General features: G+C 66.3%; 25 protein-coding genes. 16 read left to right on the top strand and 9 right to left on the bottom strand.

Translation table 11 applies throughout. The features are described from left to right. From CKO40_RS14405 to CKO40_RS14390, 4 genes are all read left to right on the top strand, one after another. The coding region (locus CKO40_RS14405; protein ID WP_200346928.1) for a glycosyltransferase family 4 protein at positions 1-655 on the top strand (655 nt) is incomplete at its 5' end. A gap of 3 nt (positions 656-658) precedes the next feature. Continuing rightward, a complete protein-coding gene (locus CKO40_RS14400; RefSeq protein ID WP_200346927.1) occupies positions 659-2,470 on the top strand; it encodes a sugar phosphorylase in 1,812 nt (603 codons plus the stop codon). Between the two features lie 191 nt (positions 2,471-2,661). Next, complete coding sequence (locus CKO40_RS14395; protein WP_200346926.1) at positions 2,662-3,033, top strand: BPTI/Kunitz domain-containing protein; 372 nt, start codon at positions 2,662-2,664, stop codon at positions 3,031-3,033. Between the two features lie 33 nt (positions 3,034-3,066). Next, positions 3,067-3,852 carry a hypothetical protein gene (locus tag CKO40_RS14390; RefSeq protein WP_200346925.1) on the top strand — a complete coding sequence of 262 codons (786 nt, stop codon included), beginning with the start codon at positions 3,067-3,069 and terminating at the stop codon, positions 3,850-3,852. A 240-nt stretch (positions 3,853-4,092) separates the two neighbouring features. On the opposite strand, the gene nikR is transcribed toward CKO40_RS14390, so the two are convergent. Then, positions 4,093-4,608 (bottom strand): nickel-responsive transcriptional regulator NikR, encoded by a 516-nt coding sequence (nikR, locus tag CKO40_RS14385; RefSeq protein WP_200346924.1) that lies wholly within the window; start codon positions 4,606-4,608, stop codon positions 4,093-4,095. A 165-nt stretch (positions 4,609-4,773) separates the two neighbouring features. Between nikR and cbiM the strand changes: the two genes are divergently transcribed. From cbiM to CKO40_RS14360, 5 genes are all read left to right on the top strand, one after another. After that, positions 4,774-5,460 (top strand): cobalt transporter CbiM, encoded by a 687-nt coding sequence (gene cbiM, locus CKO40_RS14380; RefSeq protein WP_200346923.1) that lies wholly within the window; start codon positions 4,774-4,776, stop codon positions 5,458-5,460. A gap of 283 nt (positions 5,461-5,743) precedes the next feature. Continuing rightward, positions 5,744-6,643 (top strand): hypothetical protein, encoded by a 900-nt coding sequence (locus CKO40_RS14375; protein ID WP_200346922.1) that lies wholly within the window; start codon positions 5,744-5,746, stop codon positions 6,641-6,643. After that, the gene (gene cbiQ, locus CKO40_RS14370; RefSeq protein ID WP_200346921.1) at positions 6,643-7,455 is read left to right on the top strand and encodes a cobalt ECF transporter T component CbiQ; all 813 of its coding nucleotides are present in this window, start codon (positions 6,643-6,645) and stop codon (positions 7,453-7,455) included. The genes CKO40_RS14375 and cbiQ overlap by 1 nt, the downstream gene beginning before the upstream one ends. Next, the gene (locus tag CKO40_RS14365) at positions 7,445-8,275 is read left to right on the top strand and encodes an energy-coupling factor ABC transporter ATP-binding protein (RefSeq protein ID WP_242477049.1); all 831 of its coding nucleotides are present in this window, start codon (positions 7,445-7,447) and stop codon (positions 8,273-8,275) included. Before cbiQ ends, CKO40_RS14365 begins: the two co-directional genes overlap by 11 nt. 3 nt (positions 8,276-8,278) lie before the next feature. Further along, positions 8,279-8,608 (top strand): DUF2288 domain-containing protein, encoded by a 330-nt coding sequence (locus CKO40_RS14360; protein WP_200346920.1) that lies wholly within the window; start codon positions 8,279-8,281, stop codon positions 8,606-8,608. 54 nt (positions 8,609-8,662) lie between these two features. Here CKO40_RS14360 and CKO40_RS14355 read toward each other — a convergent pair whose 3' ends face one another. Next, positions 8,663-9,793 carry a glycosyltransferase gene (locus CKO40_RS14355; RefSeq protein WP_200346919.1) on the bottom strand — a complete coding sequence of 377 codons (1,131 nt, stop codon included), beginning with the start codon at positions 9,791-9,793 and terminating at the stop codon, positions 8,663-8,665. Positions 9,794-10,305: 512 nt separating this feature from the next. Here CKO40_RS14355 and CKO40_RS14350 point away from each other — a divergent pair. Beyond that, entirely contained in the window at positions 10,306-10,617 is a 312-nt protein-coding gene (locus CKO40_RS14350) for a circadian clock KaiB family protein (RefSeq protein ID WP_200346918.1), read from the top strand. A gap of 80 nt (positions 10,618-10,697) precedes the next feature. On the opposite strand, the gene CKO40_RS14345 is transcribed toward CKO40_RS14350, so the two are convergent. The 4 genes from CKO40_RS14345 to purM all read right to left on the bottom strand — a co-directional run bounded on the left by CKO40_RS14345 (position 10,698) and on the right by purM (position 14,044). Next, positions 10,698-10,913: a cysteine-rich CWC family protein gene (locus CKO40_RS14345; RefSeq protein ID WP_200346917.1), complete on the bottom strand. Its 216-nt coding sequence runs from the start codon at positions 10,911-10,913 to the stop codon at positions 10,698-10,700. A 225-nt stretch (positions 10,914-11,138) separates the two neighbouring features. Then, on the bottom strand, positions 11,139-12,074 hold the full coding sequence (gene nhaR / locus CKO40_RS14340) for a transcriptional activator NhaR (RefSeq protein ID WP_242477048.1): 936 nt from the start codon (positions 12,072-12,074) through the stop codon (positions 11,139-11,141). Beyond that, the gene (gene purN / locus CKO40_RS14335) at positions 12,061-12,774 is read right to left on the bottom strand and encodes a phosphoribosylglycinamide formyltransferase (protein WP_200346916.1); all 714 of its coding nucleotides are present in this window, start codon (positions 12,772-12,774) and stop codon (positions 12,061-12,063) included. The genes nhaR and purN overlap by 14 nt, the downstream gene beginning before the upstream one ends. Positions 12,775-12,946: 172 nt before the next feature. Further along, complete coding sequence (gene purM, locus CKO40_RS14330) at positions 12,947-14,044, bottom strand: phosphoribosylformylglycinamidine cyclo-ligase (RefSeq protein WP_242477047.1); 1,098 nt, start codon at positions 14,042-14,044, stop codon at positions 12,947-12,949. Between the two features lie 350 nt (positions 14,045-14,394). Between purM and CKO40_RS14325 the strand changes: the two genes are divergently transcribed. The 4 genes from CKO40_RS14325 to CKO40_RS14310 all read left to right on the top strand — a co-directional run bounded on the left by CKO40_RS14325 (position 14,395) and on the right by CKO40_RS14310 (position 20,742). Beyond that, on the top strand, positions 14,395-16,494 hold the full coding sequence (locus CKO40_RS14325; protein WP_200346914.1) for a molybdopterin-containing oxidoreductase family protein: 2,100 nt from the start codon (positions 14,395-14,397) through the stop codon (positions 16,492-16,494). An 89-nt stretch (positions 16,495-16,583) separates the two neighbouring features. Beyond that, positions 16,584-17,870 carry an extracellular solute-binding protein gene (locus CKO40_RS14320; protein ID WP_207173657.1) on the top strand — a complete coding sequence of 429 codons (1,287 nt, stop codon included), beginning with the start codon at positions 16,584-16,586 and terminating at the stop codon, positions 17,868-17,870. After that, positions 17,857-19,620: a GGDEF domain-containing protein gene (locus tag CKO40_RS14315; protein ID WP_200346912.1), complete on the top strand. Its 1,764-nt coding sequence runs from the start codon at positions 17,857-17,859 to the stop codon at positions 19,618-19,620. The genes CKO40_RS14320 and CKO40_RS14315 overlap by 14 nt, the downstream gene beginning before the upstream one ends. Before the next feature lie 279 nt (positions 19,621-19,899). Then, positions 19,900-20,742, top strand: coding sequence for an ATP-grasp domain-containing protein (locus tag CKO40_RS14310; protein ID WP_200346911.1), 843 nt, complete (start codon positions 19,900-19,902; stop codon positions 20,740-20,742). Between the two features lie 2 nt (positions 20,743-20,744). Here CKO40_RS14310 and hemF read toward each other — a convergent pair whose 3' ends face one another. From hemF to CKO40_RS14295, 3 genes are all read right to left on the bottom strand, one after another. Beyond that, positions 20,745-21,692 carry an oxygen-dependent coproporphyrinogen oxidase gene (gene hemF, locus CKO40_RS14305; protein ID WP_200346910.1) on the bottom strand — a complete coding sequence of 316 codons (948 nt, stop codon included), beginning with the start codon at positions 21,690-21,692 and terminating at the stop codon, positions 20,745-20,747. Positions 21,693-21,831: 139 nt separating this feature from the next. Then, positions 21,832-22,680, bottom strand: coding sequence for a co-chaperone DjlA (gene djlA / locus CKO40_RS14300; RefSeq protein ID WP_200346909.1), 849 nt, complete (start codon positions 22,678-22,680; stop codon positions 21,832-21,834). Positions 22,681-22,694: 14 nt separating this feature from the next. Beyond that, on the bottom strand, positions 22,695-23,360 hold the full coding sequence (locus CKO40_RS14295) for an energy-coupling factor ABC transporter permease (RefSeq protein WP_200346908.1): 666 nt from the start codon (positions 23,358-23,360) through the stop codon (positions 22,695-22,697). Positions 23,361-23,513: 153 nt separating this feature from the next. Between CKO40_RS14295 and CKO40_RS14290 the strand changes: the two genes are divergently transcribed. Continuing rightward, entirely contained in the window at positions 23,514-24,554 is a 1,041-nt protein-coding gene (locus CKO40_RS14290; RefSeq protein WP_200346907.1) for an NADP(H)-dependent aldo-keto reductase, read from the top strand. A gap of 264 nt (positions 24,555-24,818) precedes the next feature. Beyond that, complete coding sequence (locus CKO40_RS14285) at positions 24,819-25,235, top strand: circadian clock KaiB family protein (protein ID WP_200346906.1); 417 nt, start codon at positions 24,819-24,821, stop codon at positions 25,233-25,235. Positions 25,236-25,252 lie beyond the last annotated feature (17 nt).

The raw sequence follows: 25,252 nt of genomic DNA, 5'->3' as shown, positions 1-25,252 counted from the left end.
TCCCGGCCCGCCCGACGCCTACGCCGCCGACGTGCGCGATGCGCTCGGCCTGGGCGCGCACGACCTGCTGGTGCTGCAGCCGACGCGGATCGTCCCGCGTAAGGGGATCGAGAACGCGATCCACCTGATCCGCCGGCTCAAGCTGTCGCACGCGCATCTGGTGATCTCGCACCACAGCGGCGACGAGGGCCACGAATACCAACGCCAGATCCAGCAGCTCGCCCAAGATGAAGGGGTCTCGCTGAAGCTGTTCGGTGAACGGATGGCGGACCGCCGCCAGCTCGACCAGCAGGGCCAGAAGATCTATGTCTTGAGCGACCTCTATCCGCACGCCGACCTGGTCACCTTTCCAAGCCTCTACGAGGGCTTCGGCAACGCCCTGTTGGAGGCGGTCTACTTCCGGCTTCCGATCGTCATCGGCCGCTACAGCGTCTACCAGCGCGACATCGAGCCAAAGGGCTTCCGGCTGCCGGTGATCGACGGGGTCATCGACAAGTCCACGGTCGAGCAGACGCGCCAGATCCTGGCCGACCCCGAGTACCGCGCTGCGCTGGTCGAGCACAACTATCGGACGGCGAGCCGCTTCTATAGCTACCGGGTGCTGCGCGACAGTCTGCGCAGCCTGATCAACAATGTGCGCAACATGACGGAGTGAGCCATGTTTGTGGTCGAGCGGCGCGTCTATGAGCGCATTCGCGGACGGCTGCGCCGCCTCTATGGCGAGGATGCGCTGGACGCGCTGATGGAGCGATTGCAGCTGATCGTCGGCCGCTATGGTGTCGGGGCGGAGTGTCCGCCGGAGGCGGCCGGTTGTGCGCCATGGGATCAGACCGATGCGGTGCTGATCACCTACGCCGATATGGTCAGCGCCAACCACGAGGCGCCGCTGGCGACGCTACGCCGATTCCTGGCCGAGCAGGTCGGCGATGCCGTCTCCGCAGTCCATGTCCTGCCGTTCTTCCCTTACAGCTCTGACGATGGGTTCGCCGTGGTCGACTATCGACGTGTCGATGCGCGACTCGGTAACTGGGTCGATCTCGAGGCATTGGCCGAGGATTACCGGCTGATGGTCGACCTGGTGATCAACCATGTCTCCAGTTACAGCCGCTGGTTCAACTGTTATAGCAGTGGCATGGCGCCGGAGCGGCACTATTTCATCGAGGTCGATCCCAAGACCGACCTCAGTGGGGTCGTCCGGCCGCGCACCTCGGCGCTGCTGCGGCCGGTCCAGACGCCGCATGGTCAGCGCTATGTCTGGGCGACCTTCGGGCATGATCAGATCGATGTCGACTTCAGCAACCCGGACGTGCTGTTCGAATACCTCGACATCCTGCTGTTCTACGTCCACCACGGCGCCCAGATCGTCCGGCTGGACGCGATCGCCTACCTCTGGAAGCAGCTCGGCACGGCCTGCATCCATCTGCCGCAGACCCATGAGGTCGTCAAGCTGCTGCGCGATCTGCTGACGCTGGTGGCACCGACCGTGCTGGTGATCACCGAGACCAATGTCCCCCACGCCGAGAACATCAGCTACTTCGGTGAGGGGGACGAGGCCCACATGGTCTATCAGTTCAGCCTGCCGCCGCTGTTGCTCCATGCAATGCACAGCGGGAACGGGCGCTATCTGACCGAGTGGATCGCAAAGCTCGCACCGCCGAAGCCCGGCTGCACCTATTTCAATTTCACTGCCTCGCATGATGGCATTGGCGTGCGCCCGCTTGAGGGGCTGCTGCCCCAGCCGCAGCTCGAGGCGTTGGTCACGGCGATGGAGGAGCGTGGCGGGCTCGTCTCGCGACGCAGTAATCCTGATGGCTCGGCAACGCCCTACGAGCTCAACATTACCTATTTCGATGCCGTCGGTATCCCGGGCGATCTGGAGCTCTCGATTCAGCGCTTCCTCTGCGCGCAGACCATCGCGATGAGCCTACAGGGGGTTCCAGGGATCTACTTCAACAGCCTGCTCGGGGCTTCGAACAACCTGCGCGGGGCCGAGCAGAGCGGCCGCGCCCGAACGATCAATCGCCAGAAATGGGCGGTGCCGGAGCTCGATGCGATGCTTGGGGATGATTCCGCCCATCAGGCTCGGCGCATCTTGCCCGAGTATCTGCGTCGGCTTAGGATTCGGCGGGCGCAGCCGGCCTTCCATCCGGACGGGCCGCAACGGGCGCTCGAGCTGCCGGCGGGGCTGTTCGGGGTGCACCGGGTGGCCCCGGATCAATCCCAGACGCTGTGGATGGTCGCGAATCTGACCGGCGCGCCGCTTCAGCTGGCGTTCGGCCGGCTGGTTCGTCGGCCGAGGGAGCTGCGTTGGCGGGAGCTGATCGGCGGCTGGCGACAGAGCGGTGAGCAGTTGCCGAGCCGTTTCGAGCTCGAGCCGTACCAGGTGGCCTGGCTGGTCGGCGACTCGGCTGCGGTTCCGGGCCATGCGGTACCGGGCCAGGCTCCGGGGCTCGATGCCTATCCGCGCTAGTCTGGCCATCAGGGCCGCTGAGTGCACTGAGCCGCTGCTTGCGGCTGACGGCCGGGCGCTGCTGTGATCGGGGTCTTTCTCAGATCAGTAGCCGGTTCAGACCGGTAGCCGGCTCAGACCAGTACGGGGCTCAGACCGGTAGCTGGCTCAGATCAGTCTCGCTCGAGGCCCTTGCTCGATTGTTTTACTCAATGTCCTTGCTCAACCATCGTTTCCTGAATCCTGCTGAGTCGCAACAGCTGACTGTCGAGCCGATGGCCAGGACCAGCGTGCGGCCGCTCGGAGACCGGGGCCAAGCTCGGTTGCACATCGCTGCAGCACTGAGCCTCATGCTGCTAACAGGCTGCGCCGGTCCGCTCGGCGGTGGCGGCGATGATCTGATGCATGTCAGCTGCCTCGAAGCGCCCGCACGGGGTCGATGTAGCAGTCCGATCGATGCCGTCTATTATGACTATCAGAGCGATACCTGCCGCGTGTTTCGGCCCGGCGTCTGTGATCGCGATTGGCCGTTCCGGACGATGCGCGACTGTGTTGCCGCCTGCGGCGGCCGCCCGCAACGTTGAACTTTGGAGCATCCGCAACCGGAGGGGAAACAGATGGGCAACCTTCGACTGGCAACATCCCGGTTTGCGGGCGGTCGCGGCCTTCGGGGGTGGCGTCTGCTCGTGCTTCTCGGCCTACTGATTGGCTGGCTTGGTGCCGGCCCGCTCGCCCTCGCGCAGAGCTGGCGCGGTCAGTTGGAGGGTGGTCCGGAGATCATGGTTGATCCCGACACGCGACGGGCGACAGGGGTGATCGACGGTGAGCGGCGCCCGCTCTGGGATGGCGTCCACAAACTCGAGGACGGCTCCACGGTGATCGTGCGCGACGGGATCGCGGTGCCGACTGAGCCGATGTATCAGCAGTGGCGCGGACAGGCCGAGCCGGAGCCGGTCTTCGCTCGCCGTTATTGCAAGCAGCTCGTGCGCAAGACCTGCGGCTTTGATGATGCCTGCCGTTCATCGGCAGCCTGCCTGCGCGCGCGCGCACTACTCGATGAGGCGGCCCAAGATCGGCGCGGGCGCGGTGAGTCTGACCGCGATTCGGTACCGTCCGCAACCAATGATCGCTGTCGCGATGCGCTCGACGACCCGGAGTTTCCGGCCTGCTCGAGCATTGGCTCTGAAACCGGCGACAGTCGTTGCCGAGCGTTGGTGGAGCGCACTTGCGGGGCGGACAATGCCTGCGCTGACTCGCAGGCCTGCGACGCGGCCCGTCAGCTCCAGGGGCTGGAGACCCAGGAGCGGCTCACCAATGCGGACCCGAGCGCGTTGAGTCAGACCGGTCGTCAGTGTCTGGAGGCAATGAACAACAGCTTCTTCGAGCCCTGCGGGCAGCGCTAGGCCGGTGTCACCAGCCACCATCCGCGGGGCGGCTCATTCTTCAGCCTAGAAACCGCAGTTGCACGGCCGCCAGGTTGCGTCCCGCGTGCCTGATCGGGAATTGGCCAGCGAGGCACAACGAGGCGGAATCGTCATGCTCTTCCAACGAGTTGTCACAACGCTGGGCGCCGGGCGGGGCGTGCCCTGGTGGTCGTAGCGGCCATCACCGATGGGTGCGCTTCATGAGGCGCCATGAGCGGTTCAGGCAATGGGCTCCAGGTGCAGGTGCCGGATGGCCTGCTGGGCTGCGTCCTGCTCGCTATCGCTGTGCTCGTGATCATGGGGCTCACTGCCGTGCTGATGGGCCTGCTCAGTTGCGCTGACCGGCAGGACCGAGAGGTTCCCATGAAGCACGCCGGGTTGGGCGATCACCGCATCGGCGAACACCTGCACGCGCTGGGCCGGGCCGCGTAGGATGACGGTCTCCAGGCAATGATCATGGCTCAGATGCACATGCATCGTGGACACCGTGAGATCGTGGTGTTCATGGTGGGCGGTCGTGAGCCGGGTCGCGAGCTCGCGCTCGTGGTGGTTGTAGACATAGCTCAACGTTGCGACGCATTGCCCTTCGGGCTGGGTCGTCAGCTGCTCATGATGCAGGCGCTCGCGGATCAGGTCGCGGATGGCTTCCGAACGGTTGGTGTAACCGCGTTTGACCATATAGCCTTCGAACGCCTCGGTCAGCGGATCATCGAGGGTGATGGTGATACGTTGCATGCTGGGATCGCCTCGGCCGTCGATGGGGCCTGCGATCGCTGCTGCGGATCGCAGGAAACGGGGAATGGCTAGGATTCTAGCGATTCGCTGCTCGTTCCGGGGAGCGCGGTGTTCGCAGCCGTTCTGGTATGATCATTTCATCACGTTCTCCTATCCTGCTCGCTCATGGCGCACATCCCTGATGGTGTTGTCTCGGCACCCGTACTGATCACGGGGGCGCTGGGCTCAGCGGTCCTGCTCGGGCTCGCGCTGCGCCAGGTGCGCGAAGAGGCGCTGCCGCAGGCGGCGGTGCTCGCGGCCGCCTTCTTCGTCTCGTCGCTGGTCAGTATCCCGTTGGGGCCGAGCAGCGTGCACCTGTTGCTGAACGGTCTGATGGGCTTGGTGTTGGGTTGGGCCGCCGTGCCGGCGCTGTTTGTCGCGCTGCTGCTGCAGGCGGTCTTCTTCGGCCATGGCGGTCTCGTTGTGCTCGGCGTCAATACCCTGAACCTAGCGATCCCGGCGCTCTGCTGCGCCCTGCTGTTCAGGCCCCTGCTCGCTCGGCTGGTCGAGCCGCGTCCGACGCCAGCGGGGGAATCGATGCCGAGCGTGACGCCCCAAGAGCGCCGGCGCGGCTTCCTGATCGGCCTCACTGCCGGCGCCCTCGCGGTCCTGCTCACCGGTGCGCTGGTGATGGCGAGCCTGCTGCTGAGCGGGGAGGCCTTCGCGCCGGCGGCGCGCGTGATCGGGATCACCTTTCTGCCGCTGGCAGCGATCGAGGGGCTCCTGACCGGGGTCGTGATCGCCTTCCTGCTGCGCGTCGAGCCGGCCGTGCTGGCACTGGACCAACCACTGGACCGGCTGTCTGATGCCTAGGAGTCTGCTCGACCCCTCGCGCCAATACCTCAAGATGGGTGCTCCTTTAGCGCGCTTGTTAGCGCGCTTGGTGATGCTGAGGAGTCGTCTCTCATTTGCTTCCCGCGGCCGTCACAAGCGGTTACTCCCGCATCGGGAAGTCGTTTCTGGACGGTCACCTCGTGGAGCTTGCCGGTGCTGGCGACTGCGACTGGTCCAGGTCCCGCCAGCGCGGGCAACGCGACGCGAGCTTGGACAGCCGCGTAATGCGGTTGTCGCCATCGCTGTCGCCGTCTTGCTGCTGGTGGCCAACGGGCCAGCGGCAGCCCATAGCCTTCAGGTCTTCGCGATGGCCGAGGGCGATCGGATCACCGGCCGCGCCTACTTTGCCGGCGGTCACCCCGCACGTGGGGCCCGGATACGGGTTCTCACGGCCGACGGCGAGCGGCTGACGACACTGACACCGGATTCGGACGGCGCGTTCGGCTATCAGGCCAAGGCCGCGCGTGATCTGCGCATCGTCGCCGAATCGGCGGACGGCCATCGTGCCGAATGGCGGATCGCGGCCTCTGAGCTGGCCGGCGCCTTCGCTACATCGGGCTCAACCGGAGAGGCCGCGCCAGCGTCGGCCTCTGCTCCGGAGCAAGCGGGTTCCTCCGCAGCGCCGGCCGGATCAGAAAGCTCCGGGCGTGGGCTAGCGCCTGGGGGAGGAAGACCCGTCGAGGCGCAGGTCGAGGGCCAAGCTGGCGGGTCTGCTGGGCGGGCGGATTCTGCTGGGCGGGCCGATGCGGCCCGGCCCGGGGAACCGGCCAGCGAGCGGGCTGGAGGCCAGACTGGAGGCCAGACTGGAGGCCAGACTGGAGGCGGTGCAGGAACCCGGGCCAGGGACCAAGCTGCAGACTGGGCTGAGGACCAACCCGAAGGCCGGGCTGGGGGGCAGATATTCAACGCCGGCCGTCCGGCCTTGGATGCCGGCCGTTGCGCTAAGCCCGAGCAGCTTGATCCCGCGGTGGTCGCGGCGATCGAAAAGGCCGTTGCGCGTCAGGTGCGACCGCTGCGGGAGGCGCTCGCGCAAAGCCAGGCCCGGGCGCAGCTACAGGATGTCCTCGGGGGTATCGGCTACATCCTCGGTGTCGCCGGGCTCGGGATCTGGTGGACGGTGCGGCAGAAGCGCCGCGCTCAGGCGTCGGGTGAGCAGCGCTGATGCGGTTACGACGTTCAGGCCCGGCCGAGCCCAGCGAGCAGCTCGATCTGGGTGCGGTCGCAACGGGCATCGGGGAGCGTCCGGATCGCCTCGCAGCGCTCGACCCGCGCGTCCGGCTGATCAGCGCCGCGATGCTTGCGGTGACCTTGGTATCGCTGACCTCGCTCACGAGTGCCTTTGTGGCGCTGCTGGCGGCGATCGCGCTGGCGCTGCTCGGCGGTGTCCCGGTTCGCCGCCTACAGCATCTGCTGCCGCTCGAGCTGCTGATGCTGTTGCTGCTGATCACGCTGCCGTTCTCGGTGCCGGGCAAGAGCTTGCTCGAGATCGGGTCGCTGTCAGCGAGTGCCGAGGGCCTGCGTTTGGCGGGGCTGATCCTGCTCAAGGCGAATGCCGTGGTGCTGAGCCTATTCGGTCTCGTGGCGGTCCTCGGTGCCAGCCAGGTCGTCCATGCGCTGGCCCGGCTGGGTGTGCCCGCCAAGCTCTGTCATCTGCTGTTGTTGACCCTGAGGCAGATCCTGTTGGTCGGTGACGAATATCGTCGAATGCGGTTGGCGATGCGGGCGCGCGCCTTTGTGCCGCGCAGCGACCGGCATAGCTGGCGCGCGCTGGGCTGGCTGATCGGGATGCTGTTGGTCAGGAGCCTGGCTCGCGGCCAGCGTCTTGGCGAGGCGATGCGCTGTCGCGGTTTCGATGGTCGCCTGCACCTGCTGCACCGCGGCCGCTGGCGCCGGCTGGATAGCCTGGTGCTGGCCGTCGCGGTCTCGGTCTGCGTGGCGCTGTTCGCTTTCGATCGTTGGTCGCATGCCGCCTGAGATGGGGGTTTCGCTGACCGAGGCCAGCCGTGTGGGGGTGCTCGCCGAGCTCGTCGAGGTCGGCTTTGGCTATCCTGGGCGTCCGCCGCTGCTTCAGGGGCTGAATCTGCGCGTCGGCGAGTCCGAGCGCATTGCGCTGATCGGTCCGAACGGGGCCGGGAAGAGCACCTTGCTGCACCTGATCGTCGGCTTGCTGCGCCCAACGGCCGGTCAGGTCCGGGTGCTGGGCCGGGACTGCCGGAGCGAGGCGGATTTTCGGGCCGTGCGCGGGCGCCTCGGGTTGGTCTTCCAGCACAGTGATGATCAGCTGTTCTGTCCGACCGTGCTCGATGATGTCGCCTTCGGCCCGCTCAATCTGGGGCGTACGCCCGAGCAGGCCGCCGCGATCGCCGAGCGGACCCTCGCCGTGTTGGGGCTGAGGGGCTATGGGCCGCGGGTGACCCATCGCCTCTCCGGCGGCGAGAAGCGGCTGGTCGCGCTGGCGACGGTGCTGGCGATGGAGCCGCAGCTGTTGCTGCTCGATGAGCCGACCAGCGGTCTGGACGCGGTCAGCGCGGCCCGGTTGCTCGATCATCTTGCCGGGCTGCCGCAGGCGATGTTGATCGTCTCGCACGAGCAGCCCGTGCTCGAGCGACTGACCTCGCGCGCGGTGCTGCTCGAGCAAGGACAGCTGCAGCCGGTCGAGCTGCATCGACATGCCCATGCGCATCGCCACACGCACCTGCACCTGCATGCGAGCGGTGTCACGACCGATCATGATCACCTCAGCGAGCTGCCGGTGCATGCGCACCCCCATGCCGATAGACAGGACGACGATTGAGCGATGACCGACAAGCCCGATCCCGCGCCCGAATCCGATGATCCGCAGCTGCTCGCGGCCAAGCTCGCCGGCGAGACCGCCAAGATCCCTTGGAGCCAACTGCAGCGGTTCTTCGCACAGGGTCGGGCCGTCGAGGTGCGGGCCGGTACCGATCTGATCGCGGTCGGGACCGCGATGAGCCGGGACGAGACGGATCGGATCGAGACCTGGATGGCCGAGGGTCGAGTCAGGCCGGTGCCCGACGACCAGGCCAAGCGATGGGTCAGCGAGGATGCACTGGTCTGGGCGCTGGTGGTGCGGCCCTGGGTGCTGGTGCAGGCCGTCAGCGGTTGAACCTAGAACCGCAGTTGACCGCTTAGCCCAGCATGCAACCCTTGAGAATGCCTTTCAATCTGCGGCCACGCCGAGCGCCTCGAGGTAGGCGCGGGCGCTCGCGTCTTGCGTGTAATCGGTGACCGCCTCCTTGAGCACAGCCGCAGGCAGCGGATCATCCAACGTGGCCTGGATCGCGGCGGCGAGGGCGATGCTGTCGCCGACCGGCACCAGCGGCCCATAGCGGCCGCCGGCCAGGATCTCGCGCGGCCCGCTCGGGCAGTCGGTGGCGACCGCCGGCACGCCGAGCGCCAGTGCCTCGGTCAGGACGTTCGGTGACCCCTCCCAGGCCGACGAGAGCACGAACAGGTCGGCGCGGGCGAGCCAGCCGTAGAGGTCGGCTCGAAAGCCAGGCAGATCGAGATCGCCGTCTGGGCCGAGTCTGAGTCCGATCTCGGCAGCGAGGGTCTCGAGCGCGCTGCGGCCGCGGCCCGCGCCGATGATCAGTAGCCGGCAGTCGCGCTCGTGCGCGACGCGGCGAAAGGCATGGACCAGGGTCGGAAAGTCCTTCTGTCGCTGCAGCCGGCCGGCCGCCACGATCACCGAGAAATCCCGCTGGGCGGCCAACCAGGGGTGCGGGCAGGGGGCGGCGGCAAGGGCTTGCAGGCGGGGCGTGACCACCGGATTGCGGATCACCCGGACAGCGCTGCGGGGCAGCCGCGCGAGTTGGGCGGTATCGTCGGCTACCCCGTCGGAGACGGCGACGATCTGGTCGATGAACGGATAGAGCAGTCGAATCGGCAACAGCCTCAGCGAGCGCCGGGGTCTGCCCTGGGCTTGCAAGGCCGCCGACAGGTTGGTTCCCAGCCGCAGCACCAGGCGGGTCCGGCTCCGCGCCAGCGCGCGCGCCAATACCGCTGCTCGCCCGGCGCGATCCTTGGCCGCCAGCAGGACCGGTGGCCGCTCGCGCTTCAGCCAGCGCGCGAGCGCGACGGTGGCGAGCAGGGTGTGACGGGTACCGAGCGGGATGCAGCGCACGCCCTGCGGCAGTTCGTCGAGGTGGGCGCTTCGCGTGCGCACCAGCAGCAGATCGACCTGATAGCCTTCACCGCAGAACCCCTGAATCAGATTCACCAGCATCCGCTCGACCCCGCCCTGACCGGAGAACGAGGCGAAGATGGCCAGACGTGGTTGTTGGTGATGCATCAGACGGGGCTCAGCGGTCAACTGCGGTTTCGAGCTTCAATGTAGTGCTGCGGCATGCGGGCCAGCTCGTCTCGCTTTCATGCTCACGAGCAGGCGTCGGGGATTCCGGCATATGGATCGGGCTTCGGCGCTGATCAGTGGACGATGGGCAAATCCTTGATGCTTGTCTATTATGACCGGGATGCACGGGGCGTTCGAGGTGAGGCCGCTTCGGGCTCTGCGGCTCGCTAACGAGACGCTGATCGATTGGCCATCCAGACTAAGAATCGGATGGAGCCAGAATCTGTTCGCAAGTTGGTGGTTTTCCGGCTCCTACATCGTCAAGCGCTTGGGTGCTTGATAATGGCGGGGCATCCTGTCCCGTGCGGGAAGCGCCGATCAATCAGCGCTTCCCTGATGAACGGCGCGCTTGCTGGATGCAGTCAGGTCTACCGCGACTCTGTCGCGACCATTTGATTTGAGCGGGGTGCCGGCTTGATCGAGGCGCTGGCGGTGCGTAGGGGAGTGCAGTAATGACATCGCTTGAGATGACCACGCCAGTCCAGGACAAGGGTTGGTGTCTACGGCTCTATGTGGCAGGGCAGAGCCCGCGCTCGATGAGCGCCCTCCAGAACCTCAAGGCGATCTGCGAGACGCATCTAGCCGGGCATTATGACATCGAGGTCATCGATCTGATGGAGGACCCGAAGCTGGCCCGGGGTGATCAGATCGTGGCCGTGCCGACCCTGGTCCGCAAGCTGCCGGAGCCGGTGCGCAAGATCATTGGCGATCTGTCCAATACCGAGCGCGTGCTGGTCGGTCTCGATCTGCGGCCGCGCGAATGACCCGATGCGAGGCGGCCGACGAGCTGCAGGAAGACCCTGCGGCCGCGCCGACCGCGGTAGCCGGCACTTCGGATGCAGTCTTAGGCCGGAGAGGCATCGGCCATCTCAGCGGTTTCGCGCAGACAGCTCGGGCAGAGACAGTCGCTGTATCGCTGCTGAAGTGTCTTGAGCACCGGCAGTGAGACCTTGACGGCGACGCAGTCGCAATTGCGCAGGTCGTCGACCTTGCATTCGAACTGCGCGCCGCAGCGCGGACATTGCTTGGTGCCGTGCATCAGGGGTTCATTCCAGCTCATCGATTGGTCCTCTTGGTTCAGGTGCTGATGTGCGCAGCGCGCTCAAGGGTTCGTAGATGGTGCGGTCGGGCGCCGATTCCAGCGCGGCGGCCGATCCCGATGCCCGATCAATCCCCGTTGCCTGAGGTCTCGACGATCGTTTGTAAGCGACGCGCCGCTGAATCAGCGCTTCCCTTATCGGGCAGGATGGACGATCACTCAGCTCAGCGTCGCCTTGGGCCGCGCTCAGCTGAACCGGCCTTCACGCGCGGCCTCGGTAATCCACGAAACGGCCGGATGCTCGATGCGCCGCTCGGCGGTGATCGCATAGAGCCGTTCGCGCAAGTCCGGGGCATGCCCGACGACCCCGACCCGATACTTGGCCAGCACGTCGGCCTCGACCGAACGCGGTGCCGTGAAGACGCCCGCGCCGGCCTCGCCGAAGGTCTTCATCAAGGCCCGGTCCTCGATCTCGGCGACCACGCGGGGCCGGATCTGATTGCGCTCGAACCAGAGCTCGAGCGCCCGGCCGAAGGCGCTGCCTGAGCCCGGCATCAGCATCGGCGCACCGTCGAGGCTGCCAGGGAAGCCGTCGGCGAGGGCATCGGCGCGCGCCTGGGCGGCGAAGAAGGTGGTCTCGGATTCGCCGAGCGGATGGTTGTAGGCGCGGATATTGAGCGCCGGGCTCAGCGGGCTGTCGGCCAGCACCAGATCGAGCTTATGCACCGACAGGTCCGCGAGCAGATCGACCAGGGGGCGCTCGACGCAGACCAGCCGCACCGGCTCGGGCATCGTCAGCACCGGCGATAGCACCCGGTGGGTCAGGAGCTTGGGCACGACCATCGCGATGCCGACATTGAGCCGCAGCCCTCCAGTCGGCGTGCGCCCGGCGAGCACGTCCTCCAGCTCGTCGCCGAGCCGAAAGATGTCGTCGGCGTACGAGAAGACCAACCGGCCGGTGTCGGTGAGCGCGAGACTGCGTCCGGACTTGGCGAACAGCTTGGCGCCGATCTGGTCCTCGAGCTCGCGCAGCTGCCCGCTGATGGTCTGCGGCGTCAGATGCAGGATCTCCGAGGCGCGGGCGATCGAGCCGTGCGTCGCGACGGCCCAGAAATAGCGTAGATGCTTGAGGTTCAGATGCGGCATCTGACGCGGGCGTGAACTCGGGTCAAGGCTCGGCATCGATCACGACAGGCTGGGCGAGCGGTTCGTCGTCCAGGTAGGCGAGCCCGTCATCGCCGAGCGCGAGCCGCCCTTCGGCGATCCAGCGCACTGCCAGTGGGTAGATGCGATGCTCCTGGGTCAGGACCCGGGCGGCAAGCCGCTCGGCATCGTCGTCCGGGTGGACCGGGACCTGCGCCTGAACGATGGCCGGGCCGTCGTCGAGCTCGGGCGTGACGAAATGGACCGTCGCGCCATGGATCGGCTCGCCGGCCGCGAGCGCTCGCTCATGGGTGTGCAGGCCCCGATACTTGGGCAGTAGCGAGGGGTGGATATTGAGCATCCGGCCCTGCCAACGGGCGACGAGCTCCGGTGTCAGGATGCGCATGAAGCCGGCAAGCGTCACCAGTCCCGGCGCATGGCGATCGAGCAGTGCGGCGAGCTCGGCATCATAGGCCTCGCGACTCGGGAAGCCGCGATGGCTGAGCACCTGGGTCGGGATCAGCGCGCGCCGCGCCCGCTCGAGGCCATAGGCATCGGAGCGATTGCTGATCACGACTGCGATCTCGGCCGACAGTCGTCCGGCCCGTTGCGCATCGATCAGGGCCTGCAGATTACTACCGCTGCCTGAGATCAGCACCGCCACGCGCAGCGGCACGCGCCCGGACTCGACCTTCGGGCTCGAGCCGGCTGTCCCAGCTCCGGCTTCGATCTCCGTCATTGCTGAGCCTCCAGTGGCCCGGCGCACCGACAACCTGGCCGGCTGGCTGATGAGCGTGCGGGTCGGCGTGCTGGCAGGCACCTTGGTGCGGCACCGTTCGAGCGCAGTCGGGAGGCAGGGCCAAGATGCCGAGTCGCGCGGCCAGAGGCGATCAGATCGGCGTCAAGTCGAGTCATCTCAGGGCTCCCAGATACGACACATAGGGGGCCGCGGCATCGGCGCTACTGCTGCCGGAATCGGCATTGGGCGCACCGCCATTGTTCCGATCATTGGCCTCGATGGACCCGATGACCCAGGCCTGCTCGCCCAGCTCGGCGAGCTGTTCGCAGGCCGCCGCGGCCTGCTCTGCCGGCACGCAGGCGATCAGGCCGACACCGCAGTTGAAGGTGCGCAGCATCTCGGCCTCGGCGATGTTGCCTTGCTGTTGCAGCCAGTCGAAGACCGCCGGCAGCCGCCAGCTATCGAGATCGATGCGGGCATGGGTGCCGGCGGGGAGCACGCGCGGCAGGTTCTCGCTGAGGCCGCCGCCGGTGATGTGCGCGAGGGCATGGACCTCGTGCGAATCGATCAGCGCCAATGCCGAACGGGCGTAGATCCGGGTCGGCTCCAGTAGCTGCTGGCCGAGGCTAGCCCCGTCGAGCGGCTCGGACAGCGCGACCTGGCCGAGCTCGAGCACCTTGCGGATCAGCGAATAGCCGTTCGAGTGCGGGCCGGATGAGGCCAACCCGATCAGTGCATCGCCGACGCCGACGCGATCACCGGTCAGGATCGACGCCTTCTCGACGATACCGACGCAGAAACCGGCCAGGTCGTAGTCGCCGGCCTTGTACATCCCGGGCATCTCGGCGGTCTCGCCGCCGATCAGGGCACAGCCGGCCTGCCGGCAGCCCTCGGCGATACCGTTGACGACATCGGCCGCGATATCGACATCGAGCGCGCCCGTGGAGTAGTAATCGAGGAAGAATAGCGGTTCGGCGCCGCAGACGACGATGTCGTTGACGCACATCGCGACCAGATCGATGCCCACGCTGTCGTGTCGGCCGAGCTCGATCGCGAGCTTGAGCTTGGTCCCGACCCCGTCGGTGCCCGAGACCAGCACCGGCTCGCGGTAGCCGGTCGGGAGCTCGAAGAGCCCGCCGAAGCCCCCGATGCCAGCCAGGACCCCGTTGCGATGGGTGGTCTTGACGGCTGGCGCGATACGTTGGACCAGGCGCTCGCCTGCATCGATGTCGACCCCGGCGTCCTGATAGCGAAGCTGTTGTTTGCTCAATGTCCCCCCATCGAGAAATGCGTGATCATCGGCGGCGTCAAGCGACCCGTTCGGCGCGTCGGCCTGTTGGGGTGTTGGCGGGCCCTGGCTCGATTCTAGCGTGAAAATGGGCTCAGCCCGAGTGTTGGGGGCGGCTGCGGTCGAGCCCGCCGGCCCATCATGTCGATTCGGCATGTCGATTCAGCACGTCGATCCCGGGGGGCGGCCTGAGTCGATCGGCCGGCGGCGACCAGCGAAAGCGCCTGGAAGGCAGTCGGGAAAGCATCTGACGTCCACGTGGTTTTGCTTGAAATCTGGCCGCGCACACGCGATCCAACGCTGAACAACACTTTCGGAGAATTGTCGAGCCGATGTCTACCGTCAAGAGTACCTGCTACGAATGTGATGCGAACTGCGCGATCGATGTGACCCTGGACGCCCAGGGCGAGCCGGTCGCGATCGACGGGCCGGACTGTCCCCGCTGCTATGTCCAGATCGACCGTCGCAATCATCCCGATCGGCTGCTCTATCCGCTCAAGCGTGTCGGGCCCCGCGGCAGCGGCGAGTTCGAGCGGATCACCTGGGATGAGGCCCTTGGCACCATCGCGGAGCAACTGGACCGCGCGAGGGCGCGCCATGGTGCACCCGCCGTGGCCTTTTTCGCCGGCTACACCAAGGAGGCGCGGCCGCAGCTGCAGCGCCTGGCGCATGCGTTCGGCTCGCCGAACTACATGACCGAGAGCGGTTGCTGCTTCTCCGCGACCAAGGTTGCCGAGGAGGTGACCTTCGGCACCAAGATCAAGACGACCTCGACGGTGGCCTCGCACAACACCAAATGCCTGCTGGTCTGGTCGACGAATCCGCGTGGATCGATCCCACCATTCCATCAGCATCCGCTGGCGCAGGCGAAGGCGGGGCGGCCGATGATCGTCGTCGATCCGCGGCGCACGCCGTTGGCCGAGCAGGCCGATGTCTTCCTGCAGATCCGCCCGGGCACCGACGGCGCGCTGGCATTGGGCTTTCATCACCTGATCTTTGCCCACGGCTGGCAGGATCAGGCCTTCCTCGACCTCTGGGGGAGCGGCGTCGAGGCCTTTCGGCAGTACATCGCCGAGTTCCCGCCAGAGCGGGTCGCGGCGATCTGTGGCATCGACGAGGCCGACCTGCGCCGCGCCGCCGATCTGTTCGGGACGCTGAAACCGGCCCAGATCATGCTCTCGCCGACCGCCACGGTCCAGCACAGCAATGGTTTCCAGAGCCATCGCGCGGTGGTGCTGCTCTCGGCGGTGACCGGCAATCTCGACCGCGAGGGCGGTAACCGCTTCTTCAACGACAAGATCACCCCGAAGCCGATCGAGCTGTTCGACCAGTGCGTCAATGATCTCCCCCCGCGCGTCGGCGACGAGGTCTTCCCGGTCTGGACCCGGCATTGGCCCGCCGCGCAGAGCATGCTGCTGCCCGACTGCATCCTCGAACGGAGGCCGCAGCCGATCCATGCCCTGCTGGCGATGGGGATCAACACGGCGATGTGGGCCAACTCCAAGAGGATGGAGCAGGCGCTCGGTGCGCTCGATTTCTTCGCCGCGTCGGACTTCTTCCATAATCCCGCGACCCTGATGGCCGACATCGTGCTGCCCGCGGCCACGAATCTGGAGCGTGAGGCCCTGATCGCCTATCCAGGCTGTGCCTATCAGGGCGAGCTGCGCTACCGTCGACGGGTGGTCGAGCCGAGAGGCGAGGCACGCCCGGATGCCGAGATCTGGCTCGATCTCGGGGTGCGGCTCGGCATGGGTGATCAGTTCTGGCATGGCGATCTGGCCGCGTCCTGGGCGGAGGCGGCCGAGGGCATTCCGGAGGAGATCCGCCAGCAGGTTTACGATGATCCCGACGGCGTGACGGTGTTCGCGAAGGCCATCGACGATCTGGTCGATCACGGCTTCCTCGACGCCGACCGCCAGTATCGGCTGCATGGCTTCAAGACGGTCAGCGGCAAGGTCGAGTTCGATTCCGCGGAGCTGCGTGCGGCCGGCCACGACGGCCTGCCGATCTGGCGCGAGCCGGCCGAGAGCCCGGTCTCGACCCCCGAGGTGGCGCGCGACTTCCCGCTGGTGCTGACCAGCGGTGCCCGCCACAAGCATGCAACCCATTCCCAGCATCAGTACCTGGAGCGGATGCGCAAGGCCATGCCCGAGCCGCTGGTCGAGCTGCATCCCGAGGATGCGCAGAGGCGCGGGATTGAGGACGGCGCAGCGGTCAACGTCTGCACCCGACGGGGCCGTGTCCAGTTCATCGCAAAGGTCACCGATCGTATCAAGCGGGGCGTCGCCCATTGCCCTCATGGTTGGAATCACGCCAATGTCAACGAGCTGACCGACGACGCGGCGTTGGACCCGATCAGCGGTTTCCCGCCATTCAAATCGCTGCTTTGCGACGTTGTTCCGATTCAGGGTGCGGAGGCGAAGGCGGCCTGATCACACAGACGCCGCGGCTGGCGCTAGAATCCTAGCTAGAATCCCGAACTGAGTACGAGGATCGACGAGGGTAGGGTGGCCATATCGCGGTGACTGCGCAGACCACTAAGCAGGGCGAGCCAGATCGGAAACGGCGGCAGCTTGTGCAAGGGCTGGCCGCGGCCTCGGCGGCCGCGGCCTTCCCGGCGATCGTTCGTGCCCGGGATGATCCGCCAACGCTGCGCGTGCTGGGCACCCATGCGACGCTGCAGGAGCCGCTGCGTCGCAAGGCCGAGCAGGATCTCGGCTTTCGCATCGACTTCCTTCCGGGTGGCAGCTCGCAGGTGCTGCTGCGTGCGGCGACCGACGCTACCGGGTTTGATCTCTACGAGCAATGGTCCGACAGCATTCGGCTGCTCTGGCAGGCCGGGACCGTCCAGCCGATCGAGGTTGAGCGCCTGACCCATTGGGACGAGGTCAACCGCTTGAGCAAGACCGGGCGCATCACCGCCGAGGCGCCGATCGGCGCCGGTGATGCGCCCAATACCATCCTCTATGTGCAGCCTGATGGGGCGCTTGGGCCGACACCCCAGCGGCGTATCAGCTTCCTACCCTATGTGCACAATGTCGACTCGTTCGGCTACGACAGTCGCGCGATCCCGGCCGCGGAGCCTTATCGGGAGGAAAGCTGGGGCTGGCTGCTCGATCCAGCCTACGCGGGCAGGGTGGCCCTGGTGAATGCCCCGAGCATCGGGATCTTCGATCTGGCGCTGGCCGCCCGCGCGCGCGGACTGATCGAGTTCGGCGATATCGGCGCGATGACGGCGGACGAGGTCGATGCGCTGTTCGAGATCGCGATCCGCTACCAGCTCGATGGCCAATTTCGCTCGTTCTGGCGGTCGGTGCCGCATTCGGCCAGGCTGATGGTCTCCGGCGAGGTCTGGATCGAGAGCATGTTCTCGCCGGGAGCGGCGATGGCCCGCAGCGCTGGGGTTCCCTGTCTCTATGCCGCGCCGCGTGAGGGCTATCGCGCCTGGCACGGGGTGATGTGCCTGTCGCGCGCCTGCACCGGCGAGCGGCAGGACCTGGCCTACGCCTATATGAACTGGTGGCTCTCGGGCTGGCCGGGGGCCTATATCGCCAAGCAGGGCTATTACATCTCGAACCCGGCACGCTCGCGGCCGTTCCTCGAGCCCGACGAGTGGGGCTACTGGTACGAAGGGCAACCGGCGGAGCGGCCGTTGCCCGGTCCGGACGGACAGGTCGTTGCGCAGCCGGGCGAGACGCGGCGCGGCGGGTCCTACCGCAACCGGTTCTCGCATGTCGCGGTCTGGAACACGGTGATGTCCACCTATGACCAGAGCGTGCGGCGCTGGAGCGAGCTTGTCCTCGCCTGAGCGCGACAGCCGATCCTGGGCCGTGCGCTGGCTGCCATTGCGCCAGCGGGTCACCGCGACCGTCTACCTGGCGGTGCTGCTCGCGGCGCTGGTCGGCGTCGGGGCGACCTGGATGGCGCAGATGGCGCGGATGCAAACGGATGCGCTGATCCAACTGGCCGACGCCGCCAATGCCGTGCGCGGCTTCCGCACCAACGTCGCTGGGATGCAATTCGCCGCACACCGCTTCGTCGCCTCGAACCATACCTCGGCGGCGAACCAGGTGACGCTGACCTACACCGAAACGCGCGACTCGCTGACCGATTGCCTCGTCCGAGAATGCGCCGGCGCCGGCGCGCAAGAGCGGCTCGAGCAGCTGCTCGAGCATCTGGACCGGTTCTATCAGGCGTTCGCTGAGGCGGTTGCCCAGCGCAGCGCGCTGAAGACGGTGATCGAGAACCGCTTCAAGCCCAATCTGGCATTGGTGCGGTCCGAGCTTCCAGCGATTCAGGACCAGGTGATCGAAGACGCCGAGGTTGCCGAGACGCGGGCACTCGAGCGCCATCTGCACGGTGTCGAGGAGGCGACCAATGCCCTGCTCTACACCGCGGACCTGAAACCCTATGCGAGCCTGACGGCGGAGTTCGAGTGCGAGCGTGAGCATCTCAAGCGCTTGTCCGCTTCGGTGTCGCCGCTGACGCTAAGCGCGATCGAGACAGCGCTGCGGGAGATGGAGACCACCTGGGCGACGCTGCTGCAGCGGGCCAGGAGCTACCTATTCCTGGTCAATGTCGTGATGGCCGCCGACGCGCATGAGATGCGGGAAATGGCGGACGCGCTCGAAGAACAGCTCGACGCCTCGCTGGCGGAGGCGCATACCGAGATCGACCACGCGCTCGGGTGGTTCACGGTCGCGCTGATCCTGTTGCTCGTCCTCGGCAGCCTGGTCGTGCTCGTGGTCGGCCGGACGATGGCGCGCAGCGTCACGGCCCCAATCCAGGCGCTGACCCGGACCTTCAACGAGCTGACCGCCGGCTCCAGGGCGCCGGTGCGCTTGTACAGCCCGCATCATGACGAGATCGGCGAGCTGGGCCGGGCAGCAATGCGCTTTCGCGACGCGAATGCGGAGATCCATGACCTGTTGCGGCGCTATCAGGCGCTGAACGAGGACCTGGAGTCCAAGGTCGCCGAGCGCACCCATGCCTTGGAGGAAAGCAACCGGGAGCTGGAGCGGCTCGCCTATACCGACCGGTTGACCGGCGTGCTGAATCGCCGCGCCCTAGAACGGCTGATCGCCGATGAGGTCAAGCGCGGGCACCGTTATGCCCGGCCGCTCTCGTTGCTCTTCTTCGATCTCGATCATTTCAAGGTGATCAATGACCGCTACGGACATGAGGTTGGTGACAGTGTGCTGACGCGGCTCGCGGCCGAGGTCGGGCCGATGCTGCGGGAGAATGACCGGCTCGGTCGGTGGGGTGGAGAGGAGTTTCTGATCCTCTGCTCCGAGACCGGATGCGAGGATGCGCTGTGCCTGGCCGAGCGTATCCGTAGGCACGTGGAGCAGTTTGATTTCGCAACGGCGGGTCGTCTCACCCTCAGCATCGGCATTGCCTGCTTGGGTAAGGGACAGACCGCGCACGAGCTGATCGCAGGGGCGGATCAGGCGATGTACCGGGCCAAACGGTCCGGACGTAACTGCACCATCCTGGCGCCACTTCCTGACGCATCGAGAGCCGCAGCGGATGACCCCGGTCCGCGCGGGCGGGCTTGATTTGTCGCGCAGGTGCAAGATCTCTGCAACAGCGAGGTCCCCTAATCGTCAGGCGGCCTGTCGTGTTGGAGGATGAATCGCTCGCAGCCGTTGCCTCGCTTAGGCGATTGCCGGAAAAGCTCGTACCGAATGGCGCAGGATTTTCGTTTGCCTTCGAGGAACGTCGCCGGGAGCATAGCCGGGCTATGTGACCGGCGGCGCGACGAAGAAGGCGAGCGAAAAGACCAGCAAGGCGGTATGAGCTTTGACAGAAATCGCCTTAGACCCTGAGGAGTGTTTATGCCCTTTATTGGCGTCCTGCCCGAGCGCAAGCACCTGTTCAAGCCCGAGCCACGCACGGAGCTCCCCGTCAGTGATGCGGCCGCCTGGCGGCTGAATCCGGCGCATCGGCACATCTACGACAAGCTGCGTCTCGCGCTCGATGCCGGGGTGACGGCTGCGCCTTGCGGTGTCGCGCCGATCGACCTCGGTATCGCCGAGGATGCCGAGGTCTTTTTGAAGCCCATTACCAACCTGGCCGGCATGGGCCTGAGCGCGCGGACGGTGCGCGCCGACCAGGTGCCGATGGAGCCCGGAAGCTATTGGTCCGAGCGGCTGAGCGGGACCCACAGCAGCAGCGACTGCCTGGTGCAGGACGGCGAGCCGCGCTGGTTCGCACATACGCGCGGCTCGGATCAGAAGGATGCCTCGCGCCCGCTCTACTGGGAGATTGGGGCCGATCTTCCGGGCGCTGAGGCCTGGATCAGCGATTGGGTGCGGCGCAACCTTTCCGGCTACACCGGCATCTGCAATATCGAGCTGATCGGCGGCAAGCCGATCGAGGCCCACCTGCGTGGCTCCAATGGCTTCTTCGATCTCTACGGTCCCGATTTCATACCGGCCTGGGTCGCGCTGGTCGATGGCGAGGCGTTCAGCCCCCCGCCATCGATCCCGGGCGGCTATGTGATATCGGTCTTCGGCGAGGCCGATCTCCGCGATGAGAACCTGCAGGCGGCCGAGGAGGCTGGGGTCAAGGTCCAACCGGACCCGAGTACGCCGGGGCGGGCCGCGATCCTGCGCTGCCGCGAGCGCGAGGCGGGGTTCGAGGTCTATCGGATGCTGACCGGGCAGAGGCTGGATTGAGGCTATTTCGACACGGCAAGCCAATCGCGCGGCACCAGGTAGCGCTCGTAGAGCCGTGCCTCTTCTGATCCTGGCTCCGGGCGCCAGTCGTAGCGCCAGCTGACCTGCGGCGGTAGCGACATCAGGATCGATTCGGTGCGGCCGCCGGACTGCAGGCCAAATAGGGTGCCGCGGTCGTAGACCAGGTTGAACTCGACGTAGCGGCCGCGGCGGTAGGTCTGGAAGGCGCGCTCGCGCTCGCCGTACGGGGTGCCCTTTCGGCGTTGGACGATGGCCTGGTATGCGGGCAGATACTGCTCGGCGACACTGCGCATGAAGGCGAAGCTGCGCTCGAAGCCCCAGGCGTTGAAGTCGTCGAAGAACAGCCCGCCGACGCCGCGCGGCTCCTCGCGGTGCTTCAGGTAGAAATACTGGTCACAGGCGGCCTTGAGCCGGGCATGGAGCGCGGCCGCATCCTCATCGGCGTCACCAAAGCCCGCGCAGGCGGCGCGCGCGGCGCGATGCCAGTCGTGCACGTCGGCATCGAAGCCGTAGTAGGGCGTCAGGTCGAAACCGCCGCCGAACCACCAGACCGGCTCACTGCCGGGCTTCTTGGCGATGAAGAAGCGCACGTTCATGTGCGAGGTCGGCACATAGGGGTTCCTCGGGTGCATCACCAACGAGACCCCCATCGCCTGGAAGCTGCGGCCGGCGAGCTCGGGCCGGGTGGCGCTAGCGGTCGGCGGCAGCGTTTCGCCATGGACATGGGAGAAGTTGATGCCGCCCTTCTCGAAGACGGCCCCGTCCTCGAGGATGCGGCTGCGCCCACCGCCGCCGCCGGGGCGCTCCCAGGCGTCTTCGCGAAAGGCACTGCTACCGTCCTCTTCGGCGAGGGCCTCGCTGATACGGTCTTGGAGATCGAGCAGATAGCGCTCGACGGCGGCGCAGTCGGGCGGGGCGGAAGCAGTCATGTTGCGGTCATTCGGGTACTCGCGGCGAAATCGGTGCTGCGGTGGGGCCGATGCAGACCAGGCGGTCATTTTGCCCGGCCTCTAAGCCTGCCAAGGCCTACGCAGGTGCAGCGCCGGGGGCTTGGGTGGTACGGGCTCGTCAGGTCGCACGGGCTTCCTGGATCATCTCATAGGCGCGGCGGATCTCGTGGGTCTTCTGCGCCGCCATCTTCATCATCTCCTCGGGCAGCCCCTTGGAGACGAGCTTGTCCGGGTGGTGCTCGCTCAGCAGCCGGCGGTAAGCGCGCTTGACGGTCGCGTCTGAGTCCTTCGGTGACACGCCGAGCAGCGCATAGGCCTCCTTGAGGCTGGGGCCGCGAGATGGGGCCTGACGCCAGCCGCCGCCTGCGCCGCCCCGGGCCCCCTGAGCGCCGGCTCCGGCTCCGGCACTGGCGCCGAACTGGCGCTGCAGCCGCACTAGGGTCTCGAGTTGCCGGAACAGGATCTCGGGGATGCGCAGGCCGCTGCGGATCTGGTTCAGGACCCGCCGTTGGCCGGGGTTGGGCTCGCCGTCCACATAGGCGGCCTGGAGTTGGACCTCGAGGAACATCTGGATCAGCGCGCGCTGCCCGCGGCACTCGCGGCGGAAGGTCTCGACGACGGCGTTCAGGTCGAAGTCCGGCTCCTTGCCCTGCTGAAAGAGCTTGATCGCGGCGCTGCGCATCTCCGGCGATAGCCGCAACTGCGTCATGATGTTCTCGGCGAGCGCGATCTCGGCCTCCGAGACCCGGCCATCGGCCTTCGACAGATGGCCCATGGTCGCGAAGGTCGCTGTGAAGAATGCGCTCTGGATGCGTTGGCGGTCGCCTGGTGGCAGCTGGGCGTTGCGCTGCAGCCTTTCGATACCGCGATCGACACCATGGCCGAGTGCGGTGCCCAACATCGCCCCGAACGGCCCGCCGGCGGCGAGCCCGAGGAAACCGCCGACGACCTTGCCAATCCACTTCATGGACATGGCTCCTACTACTTGCCGTTGATGTATTCCACGTCTGAGAACGAGTACACCCAATGGGGCCGGAAGGCAACCAGGATCACCATGATCCAGCCGTTCAGCATCGCCTCCGGCAGGAACAGCAATGGGAACAGCGGCAGCACCGTCTGACTCAGCTCGGACATCGTGTAGGCGCCGGAGCCGACCAGCAGCCAGGCGGCCATATAGCCCATTGCGACGCCGACCAATCCGGCTGTGAGGAAGCCGTTGACCAGCACATAGACAAAGAATTGCTTGGGCAGATACCAGCGGATCAGGATCAATAGGACCTGAGTCAGCGTGATCGGCAGCACGCCTGAGACCAGGGCGTTCAGCGCGAAGCCCTCCCAGGGGTTGCCGGCATTCAGGTAGACCCCGAACAGTGCCAGCGAGGCGGCAATGACTGCAAAGGACCAGCCGAAGATCAGCGTGGCCGCCGTGAGACCGAGCAGGTGATACGACAATCCAGGCTGGACCTGTGTCTCCATCTGCCACAGCAACAGCAAGACCACCGTCGCCCCAAAGAAGACATGGGTCAGCCTGGCCTGCAGCAAGCCCCGCCATGGCGCAAGCCGGAGCGCGAGCAGCAGGCAGGCGGCGTAGAGAATCGCAGCGATCCAGGTCGCGGCCGGCGTGAAAAGGGCGGGATCGAGTGTCATGATGGATGCGTTCGGGGCTGAATGGTCGCGGCAGGCGGTCCCGCGCAGCGGGGCGGCCAAGGTCCTTCACATCGTAGCTAAACAGTTTTAGGTAGAGTTGAGGTCCTGAGACCTCAATCAATCGGTCCCGCCACCAATCTTGCAGGAGCCATTATGAACCAGCGCCCTCTGGGAAAGACCGACCTTCGAGTCAGCGAGCTCTGCCTTGGCACCATGACCTTCGGCGAGCAAAACACCGAGTCCGACGCGTTCGCGCAGCTCGACCGGGCCGTGGACGCCGGGATCAATTTCATCGATACCGCCGAGCTGTATCCGGTGCCGCCACGGGCCGAGACCCAGGGCCTGACCGAACAATACGTGGGCAACTGGCTTGCCCGGCGCGGCGGCCGTGAGCGCCTCGTCATCGCCAGCAAGGTCGCCGGCCCCGGCGACTGGGTCGACTATCTGCGGATGCCGGGGCGGCGGCTGGATCGGCCCAACATCGAGGCCGCACTGGACGCCAGCCTCAAGCGCTTGCAGACCGATTATATCGACCTCTACCAGCTGCATTGGCCGGATCGCGAGACCAACTTCTTCGGCAAGCTCGGCTATAGCCCGTCAGAGCAGGATGACAGCGTGCCGCTGCTCGAGACCTTGCAGGTGCTCGATGAGCTGGTGAAGGCCGGCAAGATCCGTCATGTCGGCCTCTCGAACGAGACCCCGTGGGGGACGATGCGGATGCTGTCGCTCGCCGAGACCCACGGCCTTGCGCGGATGGTCAGTATCCAGAACCCGTACAATCTGCTCAACCGCAGCTTCGAGATCGGCCTGGCCGAGGTGGCGATCCGCGAGCAGTGCGGCCTACTCGCGTACTCGCCGCTCGCGTTCGGCATGCTCAGCGGCAAGTATCTCGAGGGTCAGCTGCCGGCCGGTGCCCGCCTGACCTTGTTCGCCCGCTTCGATCGTTATTCGAACGAGGAGGCGGTGCGGGCAACGGCCGATTACTGTCTGATTGCACGGCGCCATGGCCTGGACCCGGCGCAGATGGCGATCGCGTTCGTGACCAGCCGCCCGTTTGTCACATCGAATATCATCGGTGCGACGACCCTGGAACAGCTCGACAGCAACCTCGCCAGTACCGAGTTGACCCTGGGCGACGAGGTGATCGAGGAGATCGAGCTCGTTCACAGGCGCCAGCCGAACCCGAGCCCCTGATCGCGGCCCTTCCGACTCCGGTCCGCCGGCTTCTGACCCGCAGTGCGACCCGAGCTTGGACGACGCTCTCGCGGTTCGACGACGCAGCATCCTGTCCTTGAACAGGCATCGATGGCTTGTCCTGCGCCTTGCATAATGCGATCGTTGCCCCCGATCCGCCGTCTCGTCGTCCGGCCGGTCTTGCGGGTGAGCAGACCCGACGCACATCGGCCCCGGCCTTTCCTCTTTGAGCCTCAGTGACAGAGCACCGCCGAGGAGACTGCCATGAACAGAACCCGGAAGCCGCTGTCAGAGGCTGACGCCGACCCTCTTGGGCTGAGCTCGACCGAGAGCAGCCTATCGGCTGATGACGGGGTGACTGAGCAATCCAATGCCTCAGGCTACCTGCTGACACTCTATGTTGCGAGCTTGACGCCGCGCTCAATTGTCGCGATTCAGTCGATCAAGGAATTCTGTGAGAGGCATCTCCGTGGCCAGTATTCGCTGGAGATCGTGGACATCTACGAGTATCCGTCGCTGGCCAAGAGCGATCAGATCATCGCGGCTCCGACACTGATCAAGCGCCTGCCGCTGCCCCTGAGACGGCTGATCGGGGATATGACCGATGAGCACCGGGTATTGGTTGGGCTCGATCTGCGCGCGAGGGAGGAAGACGGCTGGTCACTGCACCGTCCGACCTAGCTGTCCGCGATGCGGCG

The organism is Halochromatium glycolicum (genome assembly GCF_016584085.1).
Lineage (GTDB): Bacteria > Pseudomonadota > Gammaproteobacteria > Chromatiales > Chromatiaceae > Lamprobacter > Lamprobacter glycolicus.
The sequence above is the reverse complement of the archived record's forward strand: the minus strand, read 5'-3'. Positions and strand labels throughout refer to the sequence as shown.

Bases quoted from the DNA above. Each gene is read 5' to 3' on its own strand.
- CKO40_RS14350 (WP_200346918.1), top strand. From the start codon at position 10,306: ATGACATCGCTTGAGATGACCACGCCAGTCCAGGACAAGGGTTGGTGT.
- CKO40_RS14345 (WP_200346917.1), bottom strand. From the start codon at position 10,913: ATGAGCTGGAATGAACCCCTGATGCACGGCACCAAGCAATGTCCGCGC.
- CKO40_RS14355 (WP_200346919.1), bottom strand. From the start codon at position 9,793: ATGCATCACCAACAACCACGTCTGGCCATCTTCGCCTCGTTCTCCGGT.
- cbiM (WP_200346923.1), top strand. From the start codon at position 4,774: ATGGCGCACATCCCTGATGGTGTTGTCTCGGCACCCGTACTGATCACG.
- nikR (WP_200346924.1), bottom strand. From the start codon at position 4,608: ATGCAACGTATCACCATCACCCTCGATGATCCGCTGACCGAGGCGTTC.
- CKO40_RS14295 (WP_200346908.1), bottom strand. From the start codon at position 23,360: ATGACACTCGATCCCGCCCTTTTCACGCCGGCCGCGACCTGGATCGCT.
- djlA (WP_200346909.1), bottom strand. From the start codon at position 22,680: ATGAAGTGGATTGGCAAGGTCGTCGGCGGTTTCCTCGGGCTCGCCGCC.
- CKO40_RS14325 (WP_200346914.1), top strand. From the start codon at position 14,395: ATGTCTACCGTCAAGAGTACCTGCTACGAATGTGATGCGAACTGCGCG.
- CKO40_RS14365 (WP_242477049.1), top strand. From the start codon at position 7,445: ATGCCGCCTGAGATGGGGGTTTCGCTGACCGAGGCCAGCCGTGTGGGG.
- CKO40_RS14290 (WP_200346907.1), top strand. From the start codon at position 23,514: ATGAACCAGCGCCCTCTGGGAAAGACCGACCTTCGAGTCAGCGAGCTC.
- CKO40_RS14310 (WP_200346911.1), top strand. From the start codon at position 19,900: ATGCCCTTTATTGGCGTCCTGCCCGAGCGCAAGCACCTGTTCAAGCCC.
- hemF (WP_200346910.1), bottom strand. From the start codon at position 21,692: ATGACTGCTTCCGCCCCGCCCGACTGCGCCGCCGTCGAGCGCTATCTG.
- CKO40_RS14285 (WP_200346906.1), top strand. From the start codon at position 24,819: ATGAACAGAACCCGGAAGCCGCTGTCAGAGGCTGACGCCGACCCTCTT.
- CKO40_RS14400 (WP_200346927.1), top strand. From the start codon at position 659: ATGTTTGTGGTCGAGCGGCGCGTCTATGAGCGCATTCGCGGACGGCTG.
- purN (WP_200346916.1), bottom strand. From the start codon at position 12,774: ATGACGGAGATCGAAGCCGGAGCTGGGACAGCCGGCTCGAGCCCGAAG.
- CKO40_RS14395 (WP_200346926.1), top strand. From the start codon at position 2,662: ATGTCCTTGCTCAACCATCGTTTCCTGAATCCTGCTGAGTCGCAACAG.
- nhaR (WP_242477048.1), bottom strand. From the start codon at position 12,074: ATGCCGAGCCTTGACCCGAGTTCACGCCCGCGTCAGATGCCGCATCTG.
- CKO40_RS14390 (WP_200346925.1), top strand. From the start codon at position 3,067: ATGGGCAACCTTCGACTGGCAACATCCCGGTTTGCGGGCGGTCGCGGC.
- CKO40_RS14360 (WP_200346920.1), top strand. From the start codon at position 8,279: ATGACCGACAAGCCCGATCCCGCGCCCGAATCCGATGATCCGCAGCTG.
- cbiQ (WP_200346921.1), top strand. From the start codon at position 6,643: ATGCGGTTACGACGTTCAGGCCCGGCCGAGCCCAGCGAGCAGCTCGAT.